21 protein-coding genes are annotated in these 26,463 nt (G+C 70.9%); 9 read left to right on the plus strand and 12 right to left on the minus strand.

What is annotated here, in order from left to right:
* Positions 1 to 187: 187 nt before the first annotated feature.
* A complete protein-coding gene (locus ACLQ2R_RS04270) occupies positions 188 to 1,420 on the minus strand; it encodes a PLP-dependent aminotransferase family protein (protein WP_425958166.1) in 1,233 nt (410 codons plus the stop codon).
* Between the two features lie 295 nt (positions 1,421 to 1,715).
* Between ACLQ2R_RS04270 and ACLQ2R_RS04275 the strand changes: the two genes are divergently transcribed.
* Positions 1,716 to 2,336 carry a GNAT family N-acetyltransferase gene (locus ACLQ2R_RS04275; RefSeq protein WP_425957941.1) on the plus strand — a complete coding sequence of 207 codons (621 nt, stop codon included), beginning with the start codon at positions 1,716 to 1,718 and terminating at the stop codon, positions 2,334 to 2,336.
* Positions 2,337 to 2,782: 446 nt separating this feature from the next.
* Here ACLQ2R_RS04275 and trxB read toward each other — a convergent pair whose 3' ends face one another.
* From trxB to ACLQ2R_RS04310, 7 genes are all read right to left on the minus strand, one after another.
* Positions 2,783 to 3,715: a thioredoxin-disulfide reductase gene (trxB, locus tag ACLQ2R_RS04280; protein WP_425958167.1), complete on the minus strand. Its 933-nt coding sequence runs from the start codon at positions 3,713 to 3,715 to the stop codon at positions 2,783 to 2,785.
* A 323-nt stretch (positions 3,716 to 4,038) separates the two neighbouring features.
* Positions 4,039 to 4,935, minus strand: coding sequence for a zf-HC2 domain-containing protein (locus ACLQ2R_RS04285; protein WP_425957942.1), 897 nt, complete (start codon positions 4,933 to 4,935; stop codon positions 4,039 to 4,041).
* Positions 4,925 to 5,572 (minus strand): RNA polymerase sigma factor SigM, encoded by a 648-nt coding sequence (gene sigM / locus ACLQ2R_RS04290; RefSeq protein ID WP_425957943.1) that lies wholly within the window; start codon positions 5,570 to 5,572, stop codon positions 4,925 to 4,927. Before sigM ends, ACLQ2R_RS04285 begins: the two co-directional genes overlap by 11 nt.
* A gap of 111 nt (positions 5,573 to 5,683) precedes the next feature.
* A complete protein-coding gene (locus ACLQ2R_RS04295) occupies positions 5,684 to 7,219 on the minus strand; it encodes a protein kinase family protein (protein ID WP_425957944.1) in 1,536 nt (511 codons plus the stop codon).
* A 195-nt stretch (positions 7,220 to 7,414) separates the two neighbouring features.
* Positions 7,415 to 9,019 (minus strand): murein biosynthesis integral membrane protein MurJ, encoded by a 1,605-nt coding sequence (gene murJ, locus ACLQ2R_RS04300; protein ID WP_425957945.1) that lies wholly within the window; start codon positions 9,017 to 9,019, stop codon positions 7,415 to 7,417.
* A gap of 223 nt (positions 9,020 to 9,242) precedes the next feature.
* A complete protein-coding gene (locus ACLQ2R_RS04305; protein WP_425957946.1) occupies positions 9,243 to 11,453 on the minus strand; it encodes a hypothetical protein in 2,211 nt (736 codons plus the stop codon).
* A gap of 19 nt (positions 11,454 to 11,472) precedes the next feature.
* Positions 11,473 to 11,994 carry an aminoacyl-tRNA deacylase gene (locus ACLQ2R_RS04310; protein ID WP_425957947.1) on the minus strand — a complete coding sequence of 174 codons (522 nt, stop codon included), beginning with the start codon at positions 11,992 to 11,994 and terminating at the stop codon, positions 11,473 to 11,475.
* Between the two features lie 159 nt (positions 11,995 to 12,153).
* Between ACLQ2R_RS04310 and ACLQ2R_RS04315 the strand changes: the two genes are divergently transcribed.
* Both ACLQ2R_RS04315 and ACLQ2R_RS04320 read left to right on the plus strand, forming a co-directional pair.
* A complete protein-coding gene (locus ACLQ2R_RS04315; RefSeq protein WP_425958168.1) occupies positions 12,154 to 13,551 on the plus strand; it encodes a CCA tRNA nucleotidyltransferase in 1,398 nt (465 codons plus the stop codon).
* Positions 13,552 to 13,625: 74 nt separating this feature from the next.
* The gene (locus tag ACLQ2R_RS04320) at positions 13,626 to 14,849 is read left to right on the plus strand and encodes an adenosylmethionine--8-amino-7-oxononanoate transaminase (RefSeq protein ID WP_425958169.1); all 1,224 of its coding nucleotides are present in this window, start codon (positions 13,626 to 13,628) and stop codon (positions 14,847 to 14,849) included.
* On the opposite strand, the gene ACLQ2R_RS04325 is transcribed toward ACLQ2R_RS04320, so the two are convergent.
* Positions 14,803 to 16,101 (minus strand): MFS transporter, encoded by a 1,299-nt coding sequence (locus tag ACLQ2R_RS04325; RefSeq protein WP_425957948.1) that lies wholly within the window; start codon positions 16,099 to 16,101, stop codon positions 14,803 to 14,805. The two genes, ACLQ2R_RS04320 and ACLQ2R_RS04325, sit on opposite strands and share 47 nt — an antisense overlap.
* A 134-nt stretch (positions 16,102 to 16,235) precedes the next feature.
* On the opposite strand from ACLQ2R_RS04325, the gene idi reads away from it, so the two are divergent.
* A complete protein-coding gene (gene idi, locus ACLQ2R_RS04330) occupies positions 16,236 to 16,817 on the plus strand; it encodes an isopentenyl-diphosphate Delta-isomerase (protein WP_425957949.1) in 582 nt (193 codons plus the stop codon).
* A gap of 233 nt (positions 16,818 to 17,050) precedes the next feature.
* Here idi and ACLQ2R_RS04335 read toward each other — a convergent pair whose 3' ends face one another.
* Complete coding sequence (locus tag ACLQ2R_RS04335; RefSeq protein WP_425957950.1) at positions 17,051 to 17,824, minus strand: GntR family transcriptional regulator; 774 nt, start codon at positions 17,822 to 17,824, stop codon at positions 17,051 to 17,053.
* 157 nt (positions 17,825 to 17,981) lie between these two features.
* Between ACLQ2R_RS04335 and ACLQ2R_RS04340 the strand changes: the two genes are divergently transcribed.
* The 3 genes from ACLQ2R_RS04340 to ACLQ2R_RS04350 are packed head-to-tail and all read left to right on the plus strand — an operon-like array spanning position 17,982 to position 19,469.
* Positions 17,982 to 18,650 (plus strand): hypothetical protein, encoded by a 669-nt coding sequence (locus ACLQ2R_RS04340; protein ID WP_425957951.1) that lies wholly within the window; start codon positions 17,982 to 17,984, stop codon positions 18,648 to 18,650.
* Positions 18,647 to 19,105: a hypothetical protein gene (locus tag ACLQ2R_RS04345; RefSeq protein ID WP_425957952.1), complete on the plus strand. Its 459-nt coding sequence runs from the start codon at positions 18,647 to 18,649 to the stop codon at positions 19,103 to 19,105. The genes ACLQ2R_RS04340 and ACLQ2R_RS04345 overlap by 4 nt, the downstream gene beginning before the upstream one ends.
* On the plus strand, positions 19,089 to 19,469 hold the full coding sequence (locus ACLQ2R_RS04350; RefSeq protein ID WP_425957953.1) for a hypothetical protein: 381 nt from the start codon (positions 19,089 to 19,091) through the stop codon (positions 19,467 to 19,469). The genes ACLQ2R_RS04345 and ACLQ2R_RS04350 overlap by 17 nt, the downstream gene beginning before the upstream one ends.
* A gap of 274 nt (positions 19,470 to 19,743) precedes the next feature.
* Here the strand turns inward: ACLQ2R_RS04350 and ACLQ2R_RS04355 are convergent, their stop codons facing one another.
* Positions 19,744 to 20,823 carry an inositol-3-phosphate synthase gene (locus ACLQ2R_RS04355; protein ID WP_425957954.1) on the minus strand — a complete coding sequence of 360 codons (1,080 nt, stop codon included), beginning with the start codon at positions 20,821 to 20,823 and terminating at the stop codon, positions 19,744 to 19,746.
* A gap of 31 nt (positions 20,824 to 20,854) precedes the next feature.
* The gene (locus ACLQ2R_RS04360) at positions 20,855 to 21,535 is read right to left on the minus strand and encodes a helix-turn-helix transcriptional regulator (protein WP_425957955.1); all 681 of its coding nucleotides are present in this window, start codon (positions 21,533 to 21,535) and stop codon (positions 20,855 to 20,857) included.
* Positions 21,536 to 22,375: 840 nt separating this feature from the next.
* Between ACLQ2R_RS04360 and ACLQ2R_RS04365 the strand changes: the two genes are divergently transcribed.
* Positions 22,376 to 25,009, plus strand: coding sequence for a transglycosylase domain-containing protein (locus tag ACLQ2R_RS04365; RefSeq protein ID WP_425957956.1), 2,634 nt, complete (start codon positions 22,376 to 22,378; stop codon positions 25,007 to 25,009).
* On the plus strand, positions 25,009 to 26,328 hold the full coding sequence (locus tag ACLQ2R_RS04370) for a glycosyltransferase family 87 protein (RefSeq protein ID WP_425957957.1): 1,320 nt from the start codon (positions 25,009 to 25,011) through the stop codon (positions 26,326 to 26,328). Before ACLQ2R_RS04365 ends, ACLQ2R_RS04370 begins: the two co-directional genes overlap by 1 nt.
* Positions 26,329 to 26,463: the final 135 nt, after the last annotated feature.

Genomic DNA, 26,463 nt, shown 5'->3' on the forward strand with positions numbered 1-26,463 from the left:
GACGAGCACCGAGCGAAGAGCACCGAGCGAAGAGCACCGAGCGAAGAGCACCGAGCGAAGAGCACCGAGCGAAGAGCACCGAGCGAAGAGCACCCCACGAAGAGCACAGGGCGAAGAGCGCCGGGTGAGGCCGCCCGGGTGAGGCCGCGTGAGCGGGCCACCCGGGCGGACCGTCGATCGCGACGGGTCAGGCGATGTCGGGCGCGGGGGTGTCGACCCCGGCCCGCTCCGGGGAGGACCCGGTGCCGAAGGTGTCGCGCAGGCGGAGCTCCTGCTCGATGACCCCGGCCAGGCGGCGGACGCCCTCCCGGATGCGGTCCGGCTCCGGGTAGCAGTAGGAGAGCCGCATGTGCCGCGCGCCGCTGCCGTCGGAGAAGAAACCGGTCCCCGGAACGAAGGCCACCCGCTCGGCGACCGCCCGGGGCAGGAGGGCCTTGGAGTCGAGCCCCTCGGGAAGGGTGGCCCAGACGAAGAACCCGCCGGCCGGGCGGGTCCACGTGACGCCGTCGGGCATCAGGGCCTCCAGCGAGGTGAGCATGGTGTCGCGGCGCTCGCGGTACAGCTCCCGGAACGTCTTGATCTGCTCGCGCCAGGGCTGCGTGGCCAGATACTGGCCGACGGCCAGCTGCGTGAAGGAGGAGTGCGACAGCACCGCCGACTCCATCGCCAGCACCAGCTTCTCCCGGATGGGGTGCGGGGCGAGCGCCCAGCCCACTCGGAAACCCGGGGCCAGCGTCTTGGAGAACGAGCCGAGGTAGACCACGCCGTCGGCGTTGTCGGCGCGCAGCGTCCGCATGGGCTCACCGTCGAAGCCGAGCATGCCGTACGGGTTGTCCTCGACGATCAGCACGTCGGCCCGCTGGCAGATCTCCAGGACCTGCTGGCGCCGCGCGGCGTTGAGGGTGACCCCGGCGGGGTTCTGGAAGGTGGGGATCGTGTAGAGGAACTTGATCCGGTTGCCGGCGCTCTTCAGGGCGTAGATGGTCTGGGCCAGCGACTCGGGGACGATCCCCTCGGAGTCCATGGCGATGTGGATGACGTTCGCCTGGTAGGCGGCGAAGGTGCCGAGCGCCCCGACGTAGGAGGGCCCCTCGGCGAGCACCACGTCACCCGGGTCGATGAAGATCCGCGTGATCAGGTCGAGGGCCTGCTGGGATCCGACGGTCACCACGACGTCGTCGGAGTTGGCCTCGATCCCCTCCATGCGCATGACGTCGCAGATCTGCTCGCGCAGGTGAGGGTCTCCCTGGCCGGAACCGTACTGCAGCGCGACCGTGCCGCGCCGGGCCACCAGGTCGGCGACCAGCTCACCCACCACGTCCAGGGGGAGGGCGGTGACGTAGGGCATCCCGCCGGCGAGCGAGACCACCTCGGGCCTCGACGCGACGGAGAAGAGAGCTCGGATCTCGGAGGCGACCATCCCGGTTGCCCGGGCCGCGTAGCGGTCGACGTAGGAGTCGATGCGTGAGCCCTGGGTGGGGGCGATGGCCTGACCGTGATCTTTGTTCTGGGGCACGGTCCACCTCCTCGGTTGTTGGAGCTAAAGCGCTCATGGTAGATAAACCAGGTTACGTCAGGGGTTGCGGTCGCCCGCGTGGGGGGACGGGACCTCCTGAAACCGGCACCCCCACTGGGCTACGATGCCAGCGAGGACGCCGGTTTCGCGCGTTTTTCGCCATGGCTTGCACTCGTCTCGCCAGGATTGGGGCCAACAGGTGTCGCGTCGGCTGGCAAACGTCACCCTCGACAATCTCGACGACCTGCCGCGCCGCTGTCGCCGGTGCGTCTTCTGGGAGCTGGATCCGGTCAACGCAGAGCGGGCCGTGAAGGCGGGTGATCCCGGGCTGGAGAAGGAGGCCTGGATCTCCTCCACGCTGCTGGAGTGGGGAAGTTGCGGAAAGATCGTCTACGTGGACGGGGTGGCGGCCGGCTTCGTGCTCTACGCACCGCCGCACCACGTGCCGCGCGCGGTGGCCTTCCCCACCTCGCCGGTCAGCGCGGACGCGGTGCTGCTGATGACCGCGCACATCATCCCGGAGTTCTCCGGCGGCGGCCTGGGCCGGATGCTGGTCCAGGGCATGGCCAAGGACCTGACCCGGCGCGGCGTACGGGCGATCGAGGCGTTCGGCGACCTGAAGTGGGAGCAGCCGGGAGCGTGCCTGATGCCCGCCGACTACCTGCTGTCCGTGGGATTCAAGACGGTACGTCCCCATCTGCGCTTCCCGCGCCTGCGGCTGGAGCTCAAGAGCGCCGTCTCGTGGCGTGAGGACGTCGAGGTGGCACTGGAGAGGCTTCTGGGGTCCATGAGTCCGGAGAGGGCCCTGCGACCCGTCTGAGAGCCGTCTGAGCCCCGGCGGGGGAGTCCGGTGCGCTCCCGTCCCTGTGGAACCGCGCCCTGTGGAACCGCGCCCTGTGGAACCGCGCCCTGTGGAGCCCCGTCATGCCGAGAGCCCTCCGTCGTGGGGGCGGAGGGCTCTCGTGGGTGGGTGTGCCGCTCGGAAGCGGGTGATACGGCGGAGACCGTGGGGAGTCACCTGCCGCAGGGGGCCTGGACGATGCCCTCGAGTTCGCGGAGCGGGATGGCCCTCGGCTCGACGCCGACGATCCGCCTCGCGAACTCTCCGTCCTATAGACGTCCGGGGCGGGAATCCGGAGTACGCCGGGAGGCGTGGCAGTCGGCGAATTCTCGCCGTTCTCTCACCGGTCCCCCGTCGGCGGGCGGTGTGTCACCGGCCCGCCGCTTCCATCCCGGTGACATCGGCCCGCCACCCTCGTCGGGGTGTCAGGCGCCGTGCTCGGCCAGCCAGCGCTCGGAGTCGAGCGACGCGGCGCAGCCGGTGCCGGCGGCGGTGATCGCCTGCCGGTAGATGTGGTCGACCACGTCACCGGCGGCGAAGACGCCGTCCAGGTTGGTGCGGGTGGTGGGGGCGTCCACCTTGACGTACCCCTCGTCGTCGAGCTCGATCTGGCCCTTGAAGAGCTCGTTGCGGGGGTCGTGGCCGATCGCGATGAACAGGCCGGTGGCGGCGAGGTCGGCCTCCGCGCCGGTCTTGAGGTTGCGCACCCGCACCCCGCTCACCTTGTTCTCGCCCAGCACGTCGACCACCTCGCTGTCCCACAGGAAGTGGATCTTCTCGTTCGCGAACGCGCGGTCCTGCATGATCTTGCTGGCGCGCAGCTCGTCACGACGGTGCACGACGGTGACCGAGGAGGCGAACCGGGTCAGGAAGATGGCCTCCTCCATGGCGGTGTCGCCGCCGCCGACGACCACGATGTCCTGGCCGCGGAAGAAGAAACCGTCACAGGTGGCGCACCAGGACACGCCGTGGCCGGAGAGCCGCTTCTCGTTGGGCACCCCCAGCTCGCGGTAGCCCGAGCCGGTGGCCAGGATGACGGACCTGGCGAGGTAGGTGTCGGTGGCGGTCTTGACGACCTTGGGGTCGGCGGTCAGGTCGACCTCCACGATGTCGTCGGCGACCAGCTCGGCGCCGAACCGCTCGGCCTGCTTGCGCAGCCCGTCCATCAGGTCGGGCCCCATGATGCCGTCGGGGAAGCCGGGGAAGTTCTCCACCTCGGTGGTGTTCATCAGGGCGCCCCCGGCGGTGACCGAGCCCTCGAAGACCAGCGGGCTGAGCTCGGCGCGCGCGGAGTAGACCGCTGCCGTGTACCCGGCGGGACCCGATCCGATGATGATCACATTCCGGACGTCCATCAGTGCTCGCGCCTCTCCCTCTGTCGTTGCCACCGGCGTCAACAGATCCTAGGCGCCGGTGATTCCCTCGTACCGCGCCGACCGGTCCGGCCCCGCGCCGACCGGCCCGCCGAGGCCGGTCCGCCGAGGGACCGGATCGCCGAGGGATCGGATCGCCGGAGCACCGGATCGCGGCGGACCCGGGAGCGGCGTACCGCCTCGGAAGCCGGCCGGCGTGGAAAGGCGCGAAGGCCCGGCACGGAACGTGTCCGTGCCGGGCCTCGCGGGACCGGAGCGGCTCCGGCCTCATCACGATCCTCCGGCGTTCGTGACGCCGGTCACTCCCGTCACTCCCAGCGGGCGAGGCCGGGCTTTCTCACCACGTCACACTGGGGTCCCATCACGTGGACGCTGACCGTCTTCTTGGCCTGGTCCTTCCAGAAGAGCATGATGCTCGCCTCCTGGCCGTTGTAGAACCCCTGGTCCACGGCGAAGGGCGGTGCGCCGACCTTCGCGGCGACCTTCCTGACACACGCGTCGATCCCGGACTTCTCGCCGCTCCCGACGAGGATGGCCGCCGGGCCGATGTAGTTGAGCAGCGCGCCCCTGAGCTCGGCGTCGGTGTAGTTGTAGTTGCTGTCGGTCAGCGAGTACCTGACCGGCTCCAGCGCCACGGTCGCGGAGCTGGGGGGACCGACCGGGTCGGTCGCGGTGAGCGTCCCGGTCGCCAGCACGGCTCCGCCGATCACCGCCGCCGCCGCTCCCGCCGCCACGGCGGGCAGCCCCCACCGGCGTCGCCGGTTCGCGCCGCGGCGCCTGACCGGGACCACCGGGGTCACGGTGCCGTCGTCGCCGACGACTCCCAGCCGCACGACGGGCTCGGGCTCGTTCTCGGGGAGGGGAGTCTCCCAGGGCGCCGGCTCGGAAGAGGTCCTCTCCCAGGGCGCGTCGCGCATCATGTCGTCCCAGGCCGGTGCCTCCACCAGCCCGATTCCACCACCTCCACGCAAGCTCTTCGCCTCGGCGGCCAGCGCGCGGTCGATCCTCAGCGCGACTCCCATCGGCATCGCCGGTGTGGTCGTCGCCGCGAGCATCTCACGTACCGCTGCCAGGTCGGCCAGGCTTTCGCCACACGGATCGCAGATCGCGAGATGCTCGCGTACCCGCATGGCCGTGGTGTCGTCGAGGAGCCCCTCGGCCAGTTCGGCCAAGATCTCCAGGTCGTAGTGCGTATCAGCCGTCACGAAGTTCTGCTCCCTTCGCGGATGAGACGCGGGTCAGGTCTGATCGGTTCCGTAAATGGGAAAGAATCGGGGCGAGCTTCGCCCGGCCACGCGCGCACCGGCTCTTCACCGTGCCGCTCGGCACCTCCAGTACCTGGGCCGCGTCCTCGACCGAGTAACCCATCATGTCCACGAGCACCAGCGCGGCGCGCTGGTCGGAGGGCAGCAGTTTCAGGGCCGCCGAAACCTCCATGGACACCTCGCGCTCGGCCGTCTGGTCGAGCACGGGGGTCTCGCGCTCCGCGGCCTCGACGAGCTCGTCGTCGGCCACGGGCCGCACCGATTTCCTGCGCATGCGGTCCAGGCAGGCGTTGACCACGATCCGGTGCAGCCACGTGGTCACCGCGGCCTCGCCGCGGAAGGTCCCGGCCTTGCGGTAGGCCGAGACGAAGGCGTCCTGGACGGCATCGGCCGCTTCGTCGGGGTCGCCCAGCGTGCGCAGGGCGACGGCCCACATGCGGTCCCGATGTCGCTTGACTATCTCGCTGAAGGCGTGCGGATCTCCGGCGATGTGCCGGGTGAGCAGCTCGGCGTCCGGCACGGGGCCCTTCGCCGTCTGCTCGTCCGCCGCCTGCGGGGTGTCTGGTGGGGAATTCACAAGGAGAGTCCTGCTGCCGGTCCGGGGAGAACACCACTACGGGATAGATGGTGCCACGAATTCATCGATGATCTGTAAGAAGCAGACTAAAAGAGATCGAATCAACCGATGTCACTTGGTGGCCATGATCTTCGCCTCCAGCACCTGGCCCCGGTACCCCTCGGAGGAGGTGGGCATCTGGGTGAACCAGACGAGCACGTACCGGCCCTTCTCCGGGGACTCGGCGGTGAACGTCTTCTTGCCCGAGAGCCCACTGAACTTCGCGACCACGCCCATGGCGGTGAGCTCCGCCGAGTCGCCGACCCTGAGCTCCGCGGTGCCGCCCGAGGTGTCGCCGAAGTCGACCGAGATCTGCTTGACCGGGACGCTCCTGCCCAGGTCCAGCAGCAGGCCGACGCCCTTCTTGAGCCGCCCGAAGTCGGCGGAGTCGTAGGTCTCGGAGTGCCAGTCGGTGGACTCCTTGCCGTCGACCGCGCCCGAGGCCCACCTGCTGCCCTCCTCCCGGTCGCCCAGCGGGTCGAAGCCGGTGACCGAGGAGGGCTTCACCTCCCGCACGGCGGCGGCCACGGTCGGCGTGGGCGTGCTGCTCTGACCCGCGGACGGGGTGCCCGCGTTGCCGATGCTGCGGCCCAGCGTCCAGGCGCCCAGGCCGACGGCCGCCATCACCAGCAGCACGACGACGGTCATGGCGACCTTGTTGAGCATCCCGCCGCCGGCGGGGCGGTTGCCGGAGTGGTGGTGCTGCTGGTGGTGTTGTTGCTGGTGGTGCGGCGGGGGCGGCGTGTGACGCCTCGGCGCCTCGGTGTCGAGGCCCTCGGAGCGGGAGGCCGCCACCGGCAGCGCCGTCATGGGCATCGGTGCCGGCATCGGCATCGGGCTGGGCCTGGCCACCGAGGCCAGGGCCTCGGCGAAGTCGGCGGGCGTGGTCAGCGGTTCCAGCGCGCGCCGGGTCTCCGGCAGGATCGCCCGGCAGACGATGGCGTCCAGGTAGCCGGGAACGCCCGCGGTGACCTGGCGCGGTGTGCAGAAGTGCCCGTCGCCCACGGGGGCCACGGGCAGCCCGCCGCCGTCGTGCTCGTCGCCGGGCCAGTGACCGGTCAGCCCGGCGTACAGCAGCCGCCCGAGCCCCTCGGTGTCGGCGCGGGCCGGGTCGTCGCTCGTCACGTCGCCCAGGACCGCGTCCACCCCCAGGCCGAGCAGCTTGACCGTGCCGCCGGCCGTCCACACCAGCTGACCCGGGGTCAGGCACAGGTGGGCCAGGCCCGCCTCGTGCGCGTGGGCCATGGCCTCGGCGGCCTCGGCGACCATCGCGGCGGCGCGCTCGGGGTCGAGCGGGCCGCCCGCGATCATGTCGCCGAAGGTCTCGCCGCTCACCCACTCGCTGACCACGTAGGTGTGGCCGTCGTCCTCGGTCGCGTCGAAGACCTGGGTCAGGCGGGGGTCGGTCAGCCGGCTGGCGACCCGGGCCGCCGTGACGACCTCGTCCAGGCGCGGGAAGTCGGGATCGAAGGTGTGGACGGCGACGGGCCGGGCGAGCACCTCGTCGATGGCCTTCCACAGCGTGGCCCCGCCCGCCTCGTGGACACGGTCCTCAAGGCGGAAACGCGCTGCCAGCTTGGTGCCGGGTTCGACCCCCGGTGAACTCATACCTTCCCCGCATCCAAGAACACGACGGCATCCCGCCAAGTCGGCACGTCACAACACATCACGCGATGCCGGGTGGATCCGCCCACGCCCTCCTGCTTCCATTAGCCGCATGTCACCACACGCGTCGCACCATGGTAGTCCCGCACCGGTTCCGCCCGTGTTCGCCTTGTCAGACGTTTGAGACAAGCCTTTGGCTTACCGGCGTACCCGTCCTGCCACCATTCCAACGATCGAACTCACCTCGGGGATGCGCATCCGGTGGGCGATCGCCAAGTAAAGAACCATACCGAGTCCGCCGCCCGCCGCCAGCATGACGGCGGCACTCAGCGCGTTGAGCCCGGTGAGTTCCCGGGTGGCCCACAGCACGCCGAGCGCGAGCGCCGCCGCGGGGAGGGCGGCCAGGTACATCCGGGACAACCCGGCGGCCACGTCGCGCCCTCCCAGTCCTCCGACGCGGCGCGCGGCCATCGTCCAGGCGACCGCGGTGCCCACCACGTAGGCGACGGTGAACGCCGCCGCCAGGCCCATCACGACGTAGCGCGCGGGCAGCACGACGTAGGCCACCAGGCCGAGGCCGGCGTTCACGGTCACGTTGCCCAGGGCCAGGAAGGCCGGGGTGCGGGTGTCGCCGAAGGCGTAGAAGACGCGCAGCAGGAGCTGGAACAGGGAGAACGGCACCAGCGCCAGGCCGAAGATCTGCAGCACGCCGCCGATGTGGACCGCCGCGTCGACGGTCATGTTGCCCCAGGAGAAGATCAGCACGGTCACCGCGGGGCCCAGCACCATCAGCAGCAGCCCGGCCGGGACCAGCAGCACCGACACCAGCCGCACCCCCGAGGCGAACTCCCCGCCGATCTCGTGCGGCCTCCCCTCGCTCACCGCCCTGCTCATCCGGGGCAGCATGGCGGTGATCACCGAGACCGCGATGATCCCGTACGGGAGCTGGAAGAACTGGTAGGCGTAGGCGTAGGCGGAGTTGCCCGCGCCGGGCGCCCGCTCGCCCGCCCCCGTGGCGAACCTGGTGGTGGCCAGGAAGCCGAGCTGGCTGATCCCCACGTAGGCGAACGTCCAGACCGCGGTCCGGCCCATCTCGCCGAGCCCGGCCTCGCGCAGGTCGAACCGGGGCCGGAAGCGGAAGCCGACCCGGTGCAGCGAGACGACCAGCACCGCGCACTGCGCCACGATGCCGACGGTGGTGCCCAGACCCAGCAGCATCAGGTCGCCGTCGGTCACCGTGTCCACGTCGGTGCCCGCCCCGCCGAGCTTCACGTAGTAGAAGACCGCCACGCCGATCATCACGAGGTTGTTGAGCACCGGCGCCCACATCGGCGCGGCGAACCTGTCGCGGGTGTTGAGGATCGCGCCCGCGATCGCGCCGATCCCGAAGAAGGCGATCTGCGGCAGGATGTAGTGCGCCAGGGTGATCGACACCTCGATCTTCCTGGCGCTCCAGCCGGTGCTGTAGAGGCCGACCAGCGGGCCGGCCAGCACCGTCGCGACCAGTGCCAGCACGGTCAGCGAGAGGACCCCCAGCGTCATCAGGCGCTGCTCGTAGGCCCGGCCGCCGTCGGGGTCGTTCCTCTGCCGCCGGACGACCATCGGGATCACGACGCTGCTCAGGACCCCGCCGATGAGCAGGTCGAACAGCACGAGCGGGATCGTGTACGCCACGTTGTAGGCGTCGCCCAGCGCGAAGGTGCCGATGGCCGCCGCGAGCACCGCCGTCCGGACGAAGCCGGTGACGCGCGAGACCATCGTCCCCGCCGCCATGATCGCGCTCGCGCGCAGGACCCTGCTCATGCGCTCTCCTCCGCCGGGGCTCGGAACTGTTCGGGATCGGTCTGGACTGGTTCGGGATGGTTCGGGACTGCCCAGGATAGGTCTGGGCGGCCCGGAATCGGCCAGGACCCGTTCAGGGTGGCTCAGGATCGTTCAGGGGACGCCCGGGGCCGCACCGGGCCGCACCGGGCCGCACCGGGCCGCACTGGGCCGCACCGGACCGCACTGCGCCGCCCCGGGCCGCTCAGGACTCGGTGCCGGCCGGCTCGCGCTCCCGCTCCACCGGCGGGACGGCCACGGGACGGCGGCCTCCCCGGCGGCGCAGGACGCGCAGCACCACGGCGGCCAGCATCACCACCAGGGCCGCTCCCACGATGACCAGCGCGACCGCGGTGTAGCCGGTGGTGCGCACGGTCAGCTCGATCGGCTTGCCGTACGCGCGGCCGTCCTCGGTGGTGAGCTGGACCTTCACCGTCGTCTGGCCGCTGGCGGTGGTCGAGGTCATCGGGATCCGGATGGTCTCGTTCTGGCCGCCCTCGATCTGCAGCCGGTCCTCGTACGGCTCGATCTTGAGCAGTTCGGGCTGCGCGGAGGTCACCCGGAGGCGGACCTCCACCCGGCCGGCGTCGCCGCGGCCGAGCTGGTTGCGCACGCTGATGGGCACGTCGCCGTCGCGGCCGGCCAGGGTGCGCAGCCGTGACTGCTCGCTGCCGGTGATGGTGACCATGGCGATCCGGCCGTCGACCGCCTCCCCGACCTGCTGGACGTACGGCGCCGCCGCGGCGGTCTTGCCGCGCCACGCCGAGGAGGTCAGCCGCAGCATCGCCAGGTCGAAGGCGTCGAGGTCCTGCGCGACGGTGACGGCGGCGGTCAGGTCGGCGCGGGCGCCGACCTTCTTGACGGAGGTCAGGTACGCCTTGGGCAGCTCCAGGCGCCGGTCCTGCTCGGTGTAGGTCAGCCCGGCGCGCGGAGCCGGGACGCCCTTGCCGCGCTTGACCGCGTCCAGCGTGACGGGTGCCAGCCAGGGCAGGGTGGCGGCGGTCTTCACCAGGCCGGTCACGTACGCCGGGTCCGGGTCCCAGCGGCGGTGCGGAACCGCGATCACGGTCCTGGCCGTGGTCACGGGCTCGGAGGCGATCAGGGCCGTCTCCGCGATGAAGCGCCGGCGCCCGGCCAGGGCCGCGCCGGAGACGGAGGTGTCCGCGCCGACGGTCTCGCTCAGCGGCTCGTCGGCGACCAGGGCGGTGATCGGGCCGCTGACGCTGTCCAGCGTCGCCGAGGCGTCCGGGGTGGTGGCCGGGGCGACGCCCGTGGAGGTCGCCGGGGAGGTGCCCGTGGTGCCCACGGGGGTCCCCGGGGGCGTCGCGGGGGGAAGGTTCGGCGCGGCCAGCAGCACGGTGCCGACCCCGCCGGTGGACAGCAGGTCCAGCCCGTCGTGGTCGATCAGCCCGCTCACCGGCCAGTTCACGTTGGTGATCACGTCGCGGCCGAGGGTCTCGCGGGAGATGATCCGGGCCGCGTCGATGCCGGTCGCGGTGATGTCGTCGACGCCGTTGTGGGCGAGCGCGGCCACGTCGGGGTCGCCGTAGGGGGTGGCGATCACCGGATGGTCGGCGACGGCCTCGCGGAAGTCGGCGAGCCACCGGGCGGCCTCGGGCCTCGCCGGGCGCTGCTGGAGGCGGTCCTTGCTCCTGACCGCGTGCGGCCTGCCCAGGGCGCGCGCGTCGTCGAGCAGGGCGGGGTCGACCACCCAGGTGAGGCCCTTGGCCGAGGAGGTGTCCCGGGCGATCGTGAGCAGGTCGTCCAGGCGCTTGCCGGACGCCATCGCCGCGGCCAGGCCCTCGTCGGTGAAGACGGTGTCACCGCTGCGGCGCGGCTGGTCGACGGCGGGCAGCACCACGGCGAGCCGGGTGCGGGGCACCCGGACGTCGCGCGGCATGTACGTCACCGTGGTGCGCAGGGCGGCGACCTCCTGCTGGAGGGAGTCGATGACCTCGATCACGACCGGGTAGACGCCGAAGCGGGTCATGTTGAGCTGCGCGGGGGTGAAGGTGAACTCCCACGGCAGCTTCCCCGCGGGCGCGATCGGGGCCTGGATGTAGCTCTGGCAGCACCAGGAGGCCGGCAGGGGGCTCTGTCCCGTGTGGTAGGCCGTCAGCTCGTCACGCCGGGTGAACGGCTGGGAGGAGTAGTTCATCTGGATGCGCAGCCCGGTCAGCGGCTCGCTTCCCGTGTTGACCAGGGACCCGGAGATCTCGATCTCGGTGGCCGGGTCACGCGGGACGTCGGGGCCGATCGCCTCCAGCACGACCTGCAGGCCGGCGCGGTTCAGCGAGGTCGTCCGGGCGTTCGCCGTGCCCGGAAGGACCACGGCCGCGGGTATGAGCAGCGTGGCGAGCAGGGCGAGCAGAGCGGCCTTGTTGATCACGTTCCGGCCAGGGGTCGAGTACGGCACACGATCGCAATGCTATGGCCTAACCGGCGAGGGGAAAGGTCGCCGGCTCCCCGCGGGCACCCTGCCGTGTCAGGTCCACGACCCTGCCCGCGACCAGTCTGAGCAGGTGATCCGCACGGATCGACAGCGCCGTGCGGCGCTCTCCGGTGGCCGCGTACACGGGCGTGGCGATCTCGGTCAGCCGCTCGTCCACCAGCACGGTCAGGGAGGCGGGCAGCAGCAGCGGGCAGACCAGGCCGGCGGCGTAGTCGGTGGCGGAGTTGACGGTGAAGGCCGGGGCCGGGCGGACCCGTCGGGCGCCCAGCAGGCCGCCGATCACCCCGGGGCGCGGGGGCGTGCCGACCGAGCCCACGACCGCCACGGTCTCGCGGCCGGTCCGCGTGGTGACCTCGAAGACCGTCACCCCCACGCAGAGCTCCGGATCGGCCGCCAGCACCTCGGGCAGTTCGTCCGAACATGTCATCGCGCGGGGAAGGCGTACGATCTCATGATGGACCTGGTGGGCGAGGAGCCAGCGGTGGATCGTGAGCGCATCCTTCATGTGTGTGCTCCTTGCCTCGACGCACGGCCCCCGAGGTTCCCCTACCGACCGTAACCTGGTGATCGCATCAGGTGTATGCCCGCAGGGGAACATGTTCCGTAACCGAAGGACCTACCCGGCTTGTCCCTTTCAAATCTGACCCAGAGCCAGCGCCACGGCATGAGCGAGCTGTTCCGGAAGATCGCTCCTGTGACGGACGAGCTCGGTGAGCTCTTCGCCGCCCGGGGCTACCAGATCGCCCTGGTCGGCGGCTCGGTCCGCGACGTCTTCCTGAGCCGGATCGGCAACGACCTCGACCTCACCACGGACGCCAGGCCCGAGACGGTCCTGGAGCTCGTCCGCGACTGGGCCGACTCCGTCTGGACGATCGGCATCGACTTCGGCACGGTCGGCGTCCGCAAGGGCGGCTGGCTGCTGGAGATCACCACGTACCGCAGCGAGTCCTACGACCCGAAGTCGCGCAAGCCCGAGGTGGCCTACGGCGACACGCTGGAGGGCGACCTGGCCCGGCGCGACTTCGCGGTCAACGCGATGGCGCTGCGCCTGCCGTCCCGCGAGTTCGTCGACCCGCACGGCGGCCTGGACGACCTGCACGCCCGGGTGCTGCGCACCCCCGGCCCGCCCGAGCGCTCGTTCGGCGACGACCCGCTGCGAATGCTCCGCGCCGCCCGGTTCGCCAGCCAGCTCGGTTTCACGGTGGACCGGGCGGCGCTGGCCGCGATGGGCACCATGGCCGACCGGATCGACATCGTCTCGGCCGAGCGCATCCGCGACGAGCTGGACAAGCTCATCTGCGGCGACCACCCCCGCGAGGGGCTGCGGCTGCTGGTGGAGACCGGCCTGGCCGCGCACGTGCTGCCCGAGCTGCCCGGCCTGCGCCTGGAGATCGACGAGCACCACCGGCACAAGGACGTCTACGAGCACTCGCTGATCGTGCTGGAGCAGGCGATCGACCTGGAGGAGGGCGGCCCCGACCGCGTCCTTCGCTGGGCCGCGCTGCTGCACGACGTGGGCAAGCCCAAGACGCGGCGGCACGAGCCCGGCGGGCGCGTCTCCTTCCACCACCACGAGGTGGTCGGCGCCCAGCTCGCCAGGAAGCGGATGACCGAGCTGAAGTTCCCCAAGGACGTGGTGGCCGACGTCTCGCGCCTGGTGGAACTGCACCTGCGCTTCCACGGGTACGGCTCGGGCGAGTGGACCGACTCGGCGGTGCGCCGCTACGTCCGCGACGCCGGGCACCTGCTGGAGCGCCTGCACAAGCTGACCCGCGCCGACTGCACCACCCGCAACCGGCGCAAGGCCCAGGCGTTGTCGGTGACCTACGACCAGCTGGAGGAGCGGATCGCCCGGCTGGCCGAGGAGGAGGAGCTCGGCAAGATCCGTCCCGAGCTCGACGGCAACGAGATCCAGCGGGTCCTGGGCCTGCCGCCGGGCCCGGCCGTGGGCCGCGCCTACCGGTTCCTGCTGGAGATGCGCCTGGACCAGGGGGTCCTGGGCAGGGAGGCCGCCGAGGAGGCCCTGCGCGCGTGGGCGCGCGAGAACGGGGTGACCTCCTGACCGGTGACCCCGGCCCGGTCGTCCCCGCCCGCCCTGAGGGCGTCCTCGCTCGCCCCGGGGGCGCGCCGCGTGAGATCGTCCGGCTCGACCGCGAGCACGTCTGGCACCCCTACGCGGCGTCGCCCCCGCGGGCGGCGCCGTACGTGGTCCGCCGCGCGGACGGGGTCCGGCTGACCCTCGACGACGGCCGCGAGCTGATCGACGGCATGTCCTCCTGGTGGGCGGCGGTGCACGGCTACAACCACCCCCGCCTCAACCGGGCCCTGCGCGAGCAGCTCGACGACATGGCGCACGTGATGTTCGGCGGGCTCACCCACGAGCCGGCCGTGCGGCTGGCCGCCACGCTCGCGGACATGACCGGGCTGCCCCGGGTGTTCCTGGCCGACTCCGGATCGGTCGCCGTCGAGGTCGCGATCAAGATGGCGTTCCAGTTCAGCGGCAGGGGACGGCTGCTCACCGTCCGGGGCGGCTACCACGGCGACACGTTCGGCGCGATGTCGGTCTGCGACCCGGTCGGCGGCATGCACCACCTGTTCTCCGGGGTGCTGCCCGGCCACGTGTTCGCCGACCTGCCGCCGCGCGAGTACGACGAGGGCTACGCGGCCCGGCTGGCGGACCTGGTCGCACGGCACGCCCACGAGCTGGCCGCGATCATCGTGGAGCCGGTCGTCCAGGGCGCCGGCGGCATGCGCTTCTACCACCCGGCCTACCTGCGGCTGCTGCGCGAGCTGGCCGACGAGCACGGCGTCCTGCTGATCGCCGACGAGATCGCCACCGGCTTCGGCAGGACAGGGGAGCTGTTCGGCTGCGACCACGCCGGGATCCGCCCCGACATCATGTGCCTGGGCAAGGCCCTGACCGGCGGCTACCTGTCGCTGGCCGCGACGCTGTGCACCGAGCGGGTGGCGCGGGGGGTCGGCGTGCTGATGCACGGGCCCACGTTCATGGGCAACCCGCTGGCCGCGGCCGTCGCGAACGCCTCGCTGGAGCTGCTCGCGGAGCGCCCGTGGCGCGAGGAGGTCGCGCGGATCGAGGCGGGCCTGCGCGAGGGCCTGGCCGGGGCCGCGGACGCGCCCGGCGTCCGCGAGGTGCGGGTCCTGGGTGCGATCGGGGTCGTCGAGGCCCGCGAACCCGTCGACGTGGCGGCGGTCCAGGCCGCCGTCGTGCGGCACGGCGTCTGGCTGCGGCCGTTCGGGCGGCTGCTGTACGCGATGCCGCCCTACGCGATCGGCGACGAGGACCTGGCGCGGGTCACGACGGCGATGACGGCAGCGGCTCGCGAGCTCGGGCCGGCGTGAGGACCCGGTAGAGCACCGCGCCCCCGGCGTAGCCTGCGGCGATGACCACCAGCACCGCCACCGACCTGCCGTTCGGCGGGAGCAGGGCGGCGGCCAGCGCGGCGGCCAGCACGTAGCTGCCGTTGAAGAGCATGTCGTAGATGGAGAAGGCCCGGCCGAGGTAGGCGTCGCGCAGGTCCCGCTGGACGGCGGTGTCGGCGCAGATCTTGACGCTCTGCCCGGCGATGCCCAGCACGAGGCCCGCCGCCGCGAACCCCCACCGCTGGAACGGCAGGCCGAGCGCCAGCGTCAGCACCCCGGCGCTGACCAGCATGGCCGGGATCCACCGCTCCATGCCGAACCGCTCGGTGGCCCACGGCGTGACCAGGATGGCCAGGAAGTAGCCGACCCCGGAGGTGGCGACCACCAGGGAGGCCACGGCCAGCCCGTCCTCGGCGTTCGTGGCGAAGTAGTAGCGCGACAGCAGCAGGAGCATGGCCGTGCACATGCCGTACATGAACCGGTGGGTGGCCATCGCGCCCATCGCGGCGGCGGCGGACCGGTGGTGGACGATGTGCCTGGCGCCGTCGGCCAGGCCGGACAGCACGTGGCGCGCGGCCTCGCGGGCCTGGGGCCGGTCGGGGTCGTGGGCGGGACCGAGCAGGTGCCTGCCCAGGGTCAGGGCGATGAGCGCGCTGGAGGCCGAGACGATCCCGGCGACGACCAGCAGCACCGCCGTGCCCCGGTCGCCGGCACCGAGGAGCGACCGCAGCAGGAAGCCGGAACCCACCCCGACGAAGGTGAGCACGGTTCCGGAGGTCGGGGTGACCGCGTTGGCTACCATCAGCCGGTCGGCGGGGACCACGTGCGGGAGCGAGGCCCCCAGCGAGGCCAGGAAGAACCGGTTCACCGCGAGCACGCCGAGCGCGGCGACGTAGAAGACCCCGTCCGGCGCGCCCGCGACGACGAGCACCGCCGCGCCCAGCAGCAGCAGCCCGCGCACCAGCGAGGCGACGACCAGGATCTGCCGCCGCGACCAGCGGTCGATGAACACCCCGACGAAGGGGCCGAGGATCGAGTACGGCAGCAGCAGCACGGCCAGGCCGGTGGCGACCTGCACCGCGCTGGTGCTCGTCTCGGGGCTGAAGAAGGCGAAACCGATCACCGCGAACTGAAAGATCCCGTCGGAGAACTGCGAGACCAGGCGGGTCGCGTACAGCTTCCTGAAGTCCCGGCCTTCCAGGACGACGCGTAGATCGGATACGAAGGACACGTGCTCAGCCTATGTGCGGCTCCCCTGAGAGGGCATCGGGAACCTCCCTGAATGTACGCCGAACATTCCCGACCTTTGATGACGTATCCATGTGGGGGCGCGAGGGGCCGACATGGTCACGTACCCTCTGTCGAGTGACGCCTGATGAACACGTCGTGCTCGTCGACACCGACGGAAACGCGATCGGCACGGCGGCCAAGGCCACGGTGCACGGTCCGGACACTCCCCTCCATCTGGCCTTCTCCAGCTACGTGTTCGACGAGCAGGGCCGGGTGCTCCTCTCCCGCCGCGCCTCGCACAAGATCACCTGGCCCGGGGCGTGGACCAACAGCTGCTGCGGCCACCCGCTGCCCGGCGAGCCGCTGTCGGAGGCGGTGACCCGCAGGCTCTCCTACGAGCTGGGCCTGGAGGGCGGACGCCTCGACCTGCTCCTGCCGCGCTTCGCCTACCGCGCGGTCATGGAGAACGGGATCGTCGAGCACGAGCTCTGCCCGGTCTACCGGGTGGTCGCCGTGGCTCAGGCGGCGCCGAACCCCGACGAGGTCGGCGAGGTGCGCTGGATGCCGTGGAAGGAGTTCACCGACGGGGTGCTCGGCGGGCACCTGGCGATCTCCCCCTGGTGCCGCGAGCAGGTCGCCCAGCTCACCGAGCTCGGCGCCGACCCGCTCACCTGGCCGTCCGCCGACCCGGCCGACCTGCCGCCTGCCGCTCGCTGATGTAAGAGAGTCCCGCGGAGTACCGGAGTGAAAGCTCCGGCCCGCGGGAGGAACACGTCCGCAGGCCGCCGTGCCTCACCGGGGATTGGCCGACACATCCAGGGCCCCCATAAGCTCCCGCCATGATTCGAGCTGTGGTCAGCGCGCCGCCGCCGGACCACTGCTCAAGAATTCCGTGCGGGGGCACGCAGGAACGGCACAGGAAGGGCGCCGTACGCCTCACAAGGGAGGCATCAGTCGGGAATGGCGAAGGTGTACGACCATACGAACCGGCTCGCTGCGTGAACGCCTCGGGCATACTCGACCGCCCGGCCGTCAGCCGTACGAGTCACCCGGCGTACCTCGATGACAGGTTCACCTGACGGAAGATCGAGAAGTAGCGTCTCGTCGGCTGTAGGCATCCGAGCGTGGAGTTCTTCGGTGATCTCATCGGGCGAGAGGCCCTTGTCGGCCAGCACTCGGAACCCACCGCCTTGACCGGCGATCCCCGGTGAAGGATCGACCAGGGGTGTACCTTCGACGTCCTCGGGACGGTAGTACGAGGTCATCGTGTGAGTGGGGATGTCATCGCGGGTCATGACGCGAGCCCGCTCGTACACGGAAGACCCGACCTCGACATCGAGAGCAGCGGCGATCGACTCGTCAGCAGCGATCACGGAGACGTCTTGCGTCTGATGTCCCTGTTGCTGGGCGGATCCGCTTTCCGGCTGCTCGGTAGCGAACACTTCAACCGTCGTTCGCTCCCAGCGGTGCCGGGCGTAACGATCCGGCCCGAGGCGTCGAATCGGATGCGACTCGCGCACGTAGGCACCCGACCCATGCCGGGTGACCACCAGCCCTTCCGTCTTGAGCAGGACCAATGCCTTACTGGCCGTGTTGCGAGACACGCTGTAGCGATCGGCAAGATCCCGAACGGACGGCAGCTTTCCACCCGCAGGAAAGCGACCAGTAGTGATGTCTGCCCGTAGGTCGGCTGCTATGCGACGTGCGGGCGAATGCTCATCCATATGCATACGAAACACCCTACCTAAGTGTCATACGCCATTTCCTTGACGGCCGTCCTGACCTCCTCTAACGTCTAGTGTCCTACGACACTTTTATAGCGGACCCGCCCAGCGCTTGCGACGTCCGGACGGGCCCTTGATCAGGAGGTGGTCCTGACCCATGAGCAACCCTAGTGCTCCACTGCTTGACCGGCCTACAACGGCTGGCTGCCCCTGCTTCGCCGACGTCTCACCCTTGCCGATGGGGTGCGCCACCTGCGGACACGCCCCCTACGCGCACGGCTGCCCCGGCCAAGCCTCCGATCACGAGTACCTCCAGCCGTCCGGCGAGCTGATGGCCCAGCGTCTCGACGCGCGTCGTTGGCTCGGCCTCGGCCGGACCCTGCCGACGTTCGGGCCCGCCCGCGAGGCCGCCGCGCGGCCGACGCTCGTGCCCGCACCCCGTCACGCCGAGCCCGAGGCGGCGCCGTCGCGCACTCGGCCCGCCGGCCGTACCGATCTCCGGCGCCCGGCATCCGGCGCCCGCCCGTACCGGCCGGTCGAGACGCGGGCCGACCGCGCGCTCCGCCTGGCCTTGGCCCGTGATCCCCTCGCCCGGCGACGCGCCCGCGCCGCGGCCCACGCCCTGCACCCGGCCAACATGGGCGCCCCGCCCCCGCGTCCCGAGGGGGGACCCGCCCGGTCGTCGCTCACCCTGCTGCCGGTCCCGCCCGAGCACCGGCACCAGGCCCTCCGGCCGGGGCTCGCCGTCGCCCTCGGCCGGAGCCATCTCCCGGACACCTCTTCGCCCCGACGGTACGAGTCCTCCCGGCAGGAGGTCGCGGCATGAACGCGGCACCGGTGCAGGGCGAGGCCCCCATGAGCAGGCGCGGCGGCGGACTTCCTTCCCATGCGCACGCCGCCGCGCCGTCGACCACCACCACCACCACGCAGGGGGCGGCGCACCGGTCCGCCGCCCTGCGCCGCGCCGAGGAGCTGACCGCCGCGCTGGCCTGTCACGGCATCTCGGCCGATGTCCACGAGCTGGCCTCCGGCCGGGTGGCGGTGTCGGTCTACTACGGGCTGGTGGCCGTCACCGACGGCGAGGAGTTCCGGTGGACCTCTCCGAAGTCCTCGTGCCGGGGCAGGCCGGTACCCGACGCGGAGGCGAGGATGGCCGCCGTCATCGACCGGCTCGTTCACGATTACCGGATCCTGCGCTCTCGCCCGCTCACCGACGTGCTGGGCAGTGAACTGCCGCTGCTGGCCGACGTTCTGGTGGCCGATCATGTCGTCCCGCGATGACGCCCTGGCGGCGCGAGCCGCCCGGCAGGTACAGCAGCACGCGCCGACGTGGATGGTCTTCTGGAGCCTGCGCCACCGGCGCTTCGAGGCGTGGGAGTGCACCGACCCGAAACAGCAGCGCGCCGTCCACGCCGACAGCGCCGGTGAACTGTGGGACCTGATGCAACAGGTGAACCTCGACCTGTGGCGGACCCGGCCCCAAGGCGACCGGCCGCCCACACCCTGTATGGGCCGACCGCGCCGGGACGGCCTTCTTCCGGAACTCTCCATGGGTGAGCCCGACGACCACGCCCCGGCCGACGATCCGGCACGGGTCGCGTGCCGGATCGTCGAGCGCGACCCCGAGCCGAAGACGGCTCCATGAGCAGCGTGGCGGTGCGGCGACCGGCTCTCCCGTACCGCCACGTCTTCACTCCCGCGGGCGACGGCGTGCGGCCAGAAGGGTCGCCGTCAGGAGGGTCGTCCGGGGGAGGAGTGCGGTGCCCTCGTCAGGGGTGGCGAGGGCACCGCATGTTTTCGAGCTGGTCTCCGCACGCGCGAAGGCCCCGGCCCTGCCTGGGTTCACGTGGTCGTCGCGACACCCCGGCTCGGGGAGTGCGACGGACGTCGAGGTCCGTCACCCCGTTCCGGGCCGTATGTCAGCGCTCGACCTCGCCGCGGATGAACTTCTCCACGTACTCGTGGGCCTCCTCGTCGGAGTACTGCTCCGGCGGGGACTTCATGAAGTACGAGGAGGCCGACAGGATCGGGCCGGCGATGCCCCGGTCGAGGGCGATCTTGGCGGCGCGGACCGCGTCGATGATGACGCCGGCGGAGTTGGGGGAGTCCCAGACCTCCAGCTTGTACTCCAGGCTGAGCGGGGTGTCGCCGAAGGACCTGCCCTCCAGGCGCACGTAGGCCCACTTGCGGTCGTCCAGCCACGGCACGTGGTCCGACGGGCCGATGTGCACGTCGGCCTTGCGCATCTCGTGGGGGATCTGCGAGGTGACGGACTGCGTCTTGGAGATCTTCTTGGACTGCAGGCGCTTGCGCTCCAGCATGTTCATGAAGTCCATGTTCCCGCCGAAGTTGAGCTGGTACGTGCGCAGCAGCTCCACCCCGCGGTCCTCGAACAGCTTGGCCATCACGCGGTGGGTGATGGTCGCGCCGACCTGCGACTTGATGTCGTCGCCGACGATCGGCACCCCGGCGTCGACGAACTTCTGCGCCCAGGTCGGGTCGGAGGCGATGAACACCGGCAGCGCGTTGACGAAGGCGACCTTGGCGTCGAGGGCGCACTGGGCGTAGAAGCGGTCGGCGTCCTCAGAGCCCACCGGCAGGTAGGAGACCAGGACGTCGACCCGGGCCTCCCGCAGGACCTGCACGACGTCGACCGGGACGTCGTCGGACTCCTCGACCATCTCCCGGTAGTACTCGCCCAGGCCGTCGAAGGTGTGGCCGCGCTGCACCGTCACGCCCAGCGGCGGCACGTCGCAGATCTTGATCGTGTTGTTCTCCGAGGCCACGATCGCCTCGGACAGGTCGCGCCCGACCTTCTTGGCGTCGACGTCGAACGCCGCGACGAACTCGACGTCGCCGACGTGGTAGTCGCCGAACTTCACGTGCATCAGGCCCGGCACCCTGGCGCCGGGGTCGGCGTCCCGGTAGTAGTGCACGCCCTGCACGAGCGACGCGGCACAGTTGCCTACCCCGACAATGGCTACGCGCACCGAACCCATGGCACTCGCTCCCCTTTAGTTCTCTGTGATGTCAGTTCTCTTCGGGGACGGCACGCCGCCCCGTCGTGCCCGTCCCGGGCGCGGGCGCCCGGAACGACTCTTCGGGCGCCGGGAGCCGTAGCCGTTCGGCCTCCGGCGGCGAGGCCCGCCGCTCGGTGGCGATCAGCTCGTTCAACCAGCGCACTTCGCGCTCGACCGACTCCAGGCCGTGACGCTGAAGTTCGAGGGTGTAACTGTCCAGCCGCTCGCGCGTGCGGGCCAGGGCCGTGCGCACACCGTCCAGCCGCTCCTCCAGCCGGCTCCGGCGTCCCTCCAGGATGCGCAGCCGCACCTCCGCCTCGGTGTGCCTGAAGAAGGCGAAGTGCACGCCGAAGCTCTCGTCCTCCCAGGCGGACGGGCCGGCCTGGGTGAGCAGCTCCTGCAGGCGCTCCTTGCCCTCCGCGGTCAACCGGTAGACGATCTTCGATCGGCGTCCGGAGAGCACGGTGGGCGCGTCCGCGGGCGCGGTCGCCGCGGCGCCGTCGCCGTCCTCGATGATCAGCCCGTCGGTCAGGAGCTGGCGCAGGCAGGGGTAGAGCGAGCCGTAGGAGAACGCCCGGAACATGCCGAGCAGGGCATTGAGCCGTTTGCGCAGCTCATAGCCGTGTAGCGGGGTCTCGTGCAACGACCCGAGCACGGCCAGCTCCAGCACGCCGCCTCGTCCGCCGGCCACTGGAAACCACCACCTCTCGCGTCGATGTATCGAACCGATACATCCGCAGGATACGTCCATTCAATATAGGTCTGCAATCAGCGACTTTCCGAAGAGGTTGGGAGCAAACACCAAAAAGCCGTAGTCTGGCGCGTATGTGGTCACAGCAGACGGTGATGAGGCCCGGCCTCCGCGGGACGCGGACCGCTTTTCAATACGGGAAATCCCGCGTCGGCGCGGGAGAGGTCTGCCAAGGTTGTGGTCGTGACCAGTTGACGATCTCGTTCGTCCCCGGGAACGGAGATCCACCCGAACAGGCCGGCCAGCAGTGAGCCAAGGCGACGAGGTCCCCGGCGACCGGAAGGTGGCCCAGGAGGTAGTCTCGCCCGCCTGCACGCCGTGTAGACCCCGATGACCGAACGAGGACGCGTGAGTTACAGCCACAGCAATGACCCGGAGCCGAACGGGCGCCCGGAGGGCGCGGACGGTTCGGCTCGTCAGGGGCGGCGCCGTCGCTCAGGCCAAGCAGCCGCTCCCCGTGCAGTTCCCCCATCGCAAAGCGCACAAACCGGCAGCGGCGAGTGGGACCCGTCCCCTCGGCCGCAGCCGGGGCCCGCGCCGTCGCAGCCCTGGCAGCCCGGCCCGTCCCAGGGCGCGGGCGCCGATTCCCGGACCGCGATGATGCCCCAGCCGGGAGGAATGCCTCAGTCCGGAGGAATGCCCTACCCCGCCTCCGGTGGCGCGTCCCGTCCCGGTGGTGCGGGTCCGGGCGCTCCCCATCCGGGCGTCCCTCATCCCGGTGGCGCCGGTCCGGGGGCACCCTATCCCGGTGGCGCGCCCCGGCAGGCGGCCGGGCCCCCCGTGACCGGGCCCGGCATCGCGGCGCCCGGTGGAGCGCCGGCCGGGGATGGCGATCCGCGTCGCGGGGACACCGGCCAGGACGACCGCCGGGCCGCGGCCGCGTTCGAGGACACCCAGTCGATGATGGCCGCCCAGGCGGCCGGGGGACGCTCCGGACCCGGCGGGCGCTCCGGACCCGGAGAGGGCGGCGGGCGCAGGCGCCGGCGCGGCGCGGCCGCCTCGGGCGTCCCGGGCGCGGCGGCGACCGGTCCCGGCGGTCCTGCGGGGCCGGGCGGGCACGGCCCCGATGACGGGGACGGGGAGGAGGACGCGCCGAAGAAGAAGAGGTGGACGCGCTTCCTGCCCAACTGGAAGATCCTGATGGCCAGCCTCGTGGTCCTCACCGCCGGCGTCTTCGGCATGATCGCGGTCGCCTACGCCAACACCCCGGTCCCCACCGCCAAGGAGAGCGTGAACGACCGGGGCAGCGTGATCTACTACGCCAACGGCAAGGTGATGTCCCGCCTGGGCGTCAAGCGCACCCCGGTGACGATCGACAAGATCCCCGACCACGTCGAGGACGCGGTCATCGCGCTGGAGAACCAGACCTTCCGCACCGACAGCGGCATCGACCCGTACGGCATGGCCCGCTCGGTCTGGAGCACCGTCAGCGGCGCCCAGCTCCAGGGCGCCTCGACCATCACCCAGCAGATGGCCCGCGCCTACTACGAGGGCCTCAACCAGGAAGTGTCGGTGCAGCGCAAGATCAAGGAGATCTTCGTCGCCGTCAAGATCAGCAAGGAACTACCGAAGAACGAGATCCTCGAGCAGTACCTGAACACCATCTACTTCGGCCGTGGCGCGAACGGCATCCAGGCCGCGGCCCAGCAGTTCTTCGACAAGAACGTCGACGAGCTGACCGTGCAGGAGGGCGCCTACCTCGCCGGCCACATCCAGAGCCCGGACGCCTTCGACGTCCAGGAGCAGGCCGGGAAGTACGCCGCCACCAAGGAGCGCTACGGGATCGCGCTGAAGAACATGGCCGAGATGGACCCGGCCAAGTACGGCAAGTACGTCAACAGCCCCTTCGAGGACCTGAAGTTCGCCGACTACAAGATCAGCCAACCCTTCAAGGGCCTCAAGGGCTACATGCTCAACATCGTGCTGCGGGAGCTCAAGGGGCGCGGCATCGAGCGCAAGGACCTGGACACCAGGGGCTACAAGGTCTATACGACCTTCGACGAGAAACTCATGAACGCCGCGAGGGAGGCGGTCAAGGCCCGCACCGCCGGGATGGACCCGACCATCCACGCCACGACGGCCACGGTGAACCCCAAGAACGGCCGGGTGCTCGCCTTCTACAGCGGCGCCGACGACTTCATCAAGTACTCCGTCAACCGCGCGTTCGACACCACCAAGCAGGCGGCGTCGGCCTTCAAGCCCTACGTGCTCGCGGCCTGGCTGGAGAGCGGCAGGTCCCTCAACAGCTACGTCGACGGCAAGCCCACGGTCAACATGCCGGACACCAAGCCGATCAGCAACTCGGGCAAGCAGAACTTCGGGCCGATCAACATGGTCAAGGCCATGGCCAGCTCGGTCAACACCGTCTTCGCGCAGATGGGTCAGGAGGTCACTCTCGAGAAGGTGGCCGAGGTCGCCATCGACGCGGGCGTGGGCGAGACGGCCAAGCTGAACCCCGCCTACGAGGGCATGAACGGGGTCGACTACGCGGTCAAGAAGCAGAACTACCAGGCCACCATCGGCGTCGCGTCGGTCACCGCGGTCGAGCAGGCCGCCGGTTACTCGATCTTCGCCAACGAGGGCAAGCACGTCGACTGGCACACCGTCGTCAAGGTGGTCGACGCCAACGGCGCGGTGGCGCTCCCGGAGATCGCCGTGCCGGAGCAGGTGATCAGCCCCGAGTCCGCCGCCGACGCGACCGTCGCGCTCCAGGCCGTGGTCAGGAGCGGCACCGGCGGCGCCGCGAACATCGGCAGCCGCCCGGTGGCCGGCAAGACCGGCACCAACAACGACTACAAGGACGCCTGGTTCGTCGGCTACACCCCGCAGCTGGTCACCGCGGTCGGCATGGCCAAGGACGTGCCCTACAACAGGGCCGGGACGCGCAGGCTCAAGGTCGACAAGTACGGCCTGCCCAACCGCAAGATCGCCAACGAGAAGATCCTGTGGAAGGAGGAGCCCATGCCCCCCACCATCGGCGGTGGCGGCACCCCGACCCTGATCTGGCACGACTTCATGCAGGTCGCGACCGCCAGGCAGGAGGTCGTCCCCTTCCCGCCGAGGGCCGACGTCGGCACCCAGAGCAACCTGGCCACCCCCACCCCGACCCCCAGCCCGACACCGACGGCCGAGGAGAACCCGTTCCCCGACGAGAACGGTGACGAGAACGGCTGGCCCGAGGACGGCGACGACGGGACGGTCGACAACCCCACCCCCGACGGCGGCGAGTGCATGCCCGGGGACAGCTCGTGCGGCATCGGCGACAACGGCGGCGGTGACGGCGGCGGCGGGGAAATCGGCGACGGCGGGGGAGAACCGGAGCAACCCCAACCACAGCCGGACGGGGGCTTCGAGCAGAACGGCGCCCCCGGCGCGGCCGTGCCGGCACCCGCCACGAGTGGACGGCGACCCTGATGGAGAAGCTGAAGGACCTCACGCCGCCGTCACCGGGCACGCTGCCCGAGTTCGGCTCCCGGGCCCTCCCGTACGTGCCCCTGGCCCTGTTCGCGGGGCTGGGGGCGGTGCTGGCCTGGTTCTGGAAGTGGCCGTGCCGGGTCGGCGGGGCCTGGAACGACGGAACGAAGCAGTTCACGAACTTCTGCTACACCGACATCTATCCGCTGTGGTGGAACGAGAAGCTCAACGAGGGCAAGATCCCCTACTTCGACTACCCGGTCGAGTACCCCGTCGGCATCGGCGGGATCATGGAGTTCTTCCGCCGGATCGTGACCCCCATGAGCGATCCGGGGACGGCGTTCTACGACCTCACCGTGGTCCTGATGGCGATCTGCCTGGTCGTCGGCGTGCTGCTGATGGCCACGCTGGCCGGTCCGGCCCGGCGCTGGGACGCGCTCTGGTACGCCCTGGCGCCCGCGCTGATCCTCACCGCGTACATCAACTGGGACCTGGCGGCGAACGCCCTCGCGCTGGGCGCGCTGCTGGCCTGGTCGAAGCGGAAGCAGTGGCTCGCGGGCATCCTGCTGGGCCTGGCGATCGCCACGAAGTTCTACCCGCTGATGTTCCTCGGCCCGCTCTTCCTGCTGACACTGCGCACCGGCCGGTGGAAGCCGTTCCTGCAGACGCTCGGCGGCGTCGCGGGCGCCTGGCTCGTCGTCAACGTACCGATCATGGTCTTCGCCTTCGACGGCTGGAAGAGGTTCTACGTCTTCAGCCAGGAACGCCCGGCCGACTGGGGTTCGATCTGGTACTTCTTCCAGCAGAAGCAGTGGCCGATCCTGGGCGACGGCGAGCTCCTCGACAAGCTGGGCGTCGTCTCCCTGGCCGTGTTCTGCCTGGCCGTCGCGGTGATCGCGCTGACCGCCAGGACGCGTCCCCGGCTGATGCAGCTGTGCTTCCTCACCCTGGCGGCGTTCATGCTGACCAACAAGGTCTGGTCGCCGCAGTACGTGCTCTGGCTGGTGCCCTTCGCGGTCCTGGCCAGGCCGGGCTGGAAGCCGATCGCGCTCTGGCAGATCGCCGAGTGCTGGTACTTCTTCGCGATCTGGCTCTACCTGCTGGGCCTCCAGCCGGGCAACGAGGCCCTGGGCATCGCCGGTGACACGTACTTCACCGCCGTGTGGGGCCGCGTTATCACGATCCTGATCATGATGGCGTTCGTCGTACGGGACATCTTCTCCCCCGACGGCGACGTGATCCGCGAGGACGGGAGCGACGACCGGGCGGGCGGCGTCTTCGACGGCGCCCCGGACCGTTTCAGGCTGGCGCTCTCCTAGCGCCCCGCGCACGCCGGTCCTCCGTTCCCGCGGGTTCTCCCGTTCCCGTGTGTCCTCTTGTTCCCGCGGGTTCTCCCGTTCCCGCGGGTTCTCCGTGTCTCATCGGCTCCTGGGGTGCCACGCGGAACGGGTGAT

This window comes from Streptosporangium sp. DT93 (genome assembly GCF_049844535.1).
GTDB lineage: Bacteria > Actinomycetota > Actinomycetes > Streptosporangiales > Streptosporangiaceae > Streptosporangium.

Coding starts and splice junctions, on each gene's coding strand:
- ACLQ2R_RS04270 (WP_425958166.1), bottom strand. CDS start 1,420: ATGGTCGCCTCCGAGATCCGAGCTCTCTTCTCCGTCGCGTCGAGGCCC.
- ACLQ2R_RS04295 (WP_425957944.1), bottom strand. CDS start 7,219: ATGAGTTCACCGGGGGTCGAACCCGGCACCAAGCTGGCAGCGCGTTTC.
- murJ (WP_425957945.1), bottom strand. CDS start 9,019: ATGAGCAGGGTCCTGCGCGCGAGCGCGATCATGGCGGCGGGGACGATG.
- ACLQ2R_RS04310 (WP_425957947.1), bottom strand. CDS start 11,994: ATGAAGGATGCGCTCACGATCCACCGCTGGCTCCTCGCCCACCAGGTC.
- ACLQ2R_RS04315 (WP_425958168.1), top strand. CDS start 12,154: ATGAGCGAGCTGTTCCGGAAGATCGCTCCTGTGACGGACGAGCTCGGT.
- ACLQ2R_RS04335 (WP_425957950.1), bottom strand. CDS start 17,824: ATGGATGAGCATTCGCCCGCACGTCGCATAGCAGCCGACCTACGGGCA.
- ACLQ2R_RS04340 (WP_425957951.1), top strand. CDS start 17,982: ATGAGCAACCCTAGTGCTCCACTGCTTGACCGGCCTACAACGGCTGGC.
- ACLQ2R_RS04345 (WP_425957952.1), top strand. CDS start 18,647: ATGAACGCGGCACCGGTGCAGGGCGAGGCCCCCATGAGCAGGCGCGGC.
- ACLQ2R_RS04350 (WP_425957953.1), top strand. CDS start 19,089: ATGTCGTCCCGCGATGACGCCCTGGCGGCGCGAGCCGCCCGGCAGGTA.
- ACLQ2R_RS04355 (WP_425957954.1), bottom strand. CDS start 20,823: ATGGGTTCGGTGCGCGTAGCCATTGTCGGGGTAGGCAACTGTGCCGCG.
- ACLQ2R_RS04370 (WP_425957957.1), top strand. CDS start 25,009: ATGGAGAAGCTGAAGGACCTCACGCCGCCGTCACCGGGCACGCTGCCC.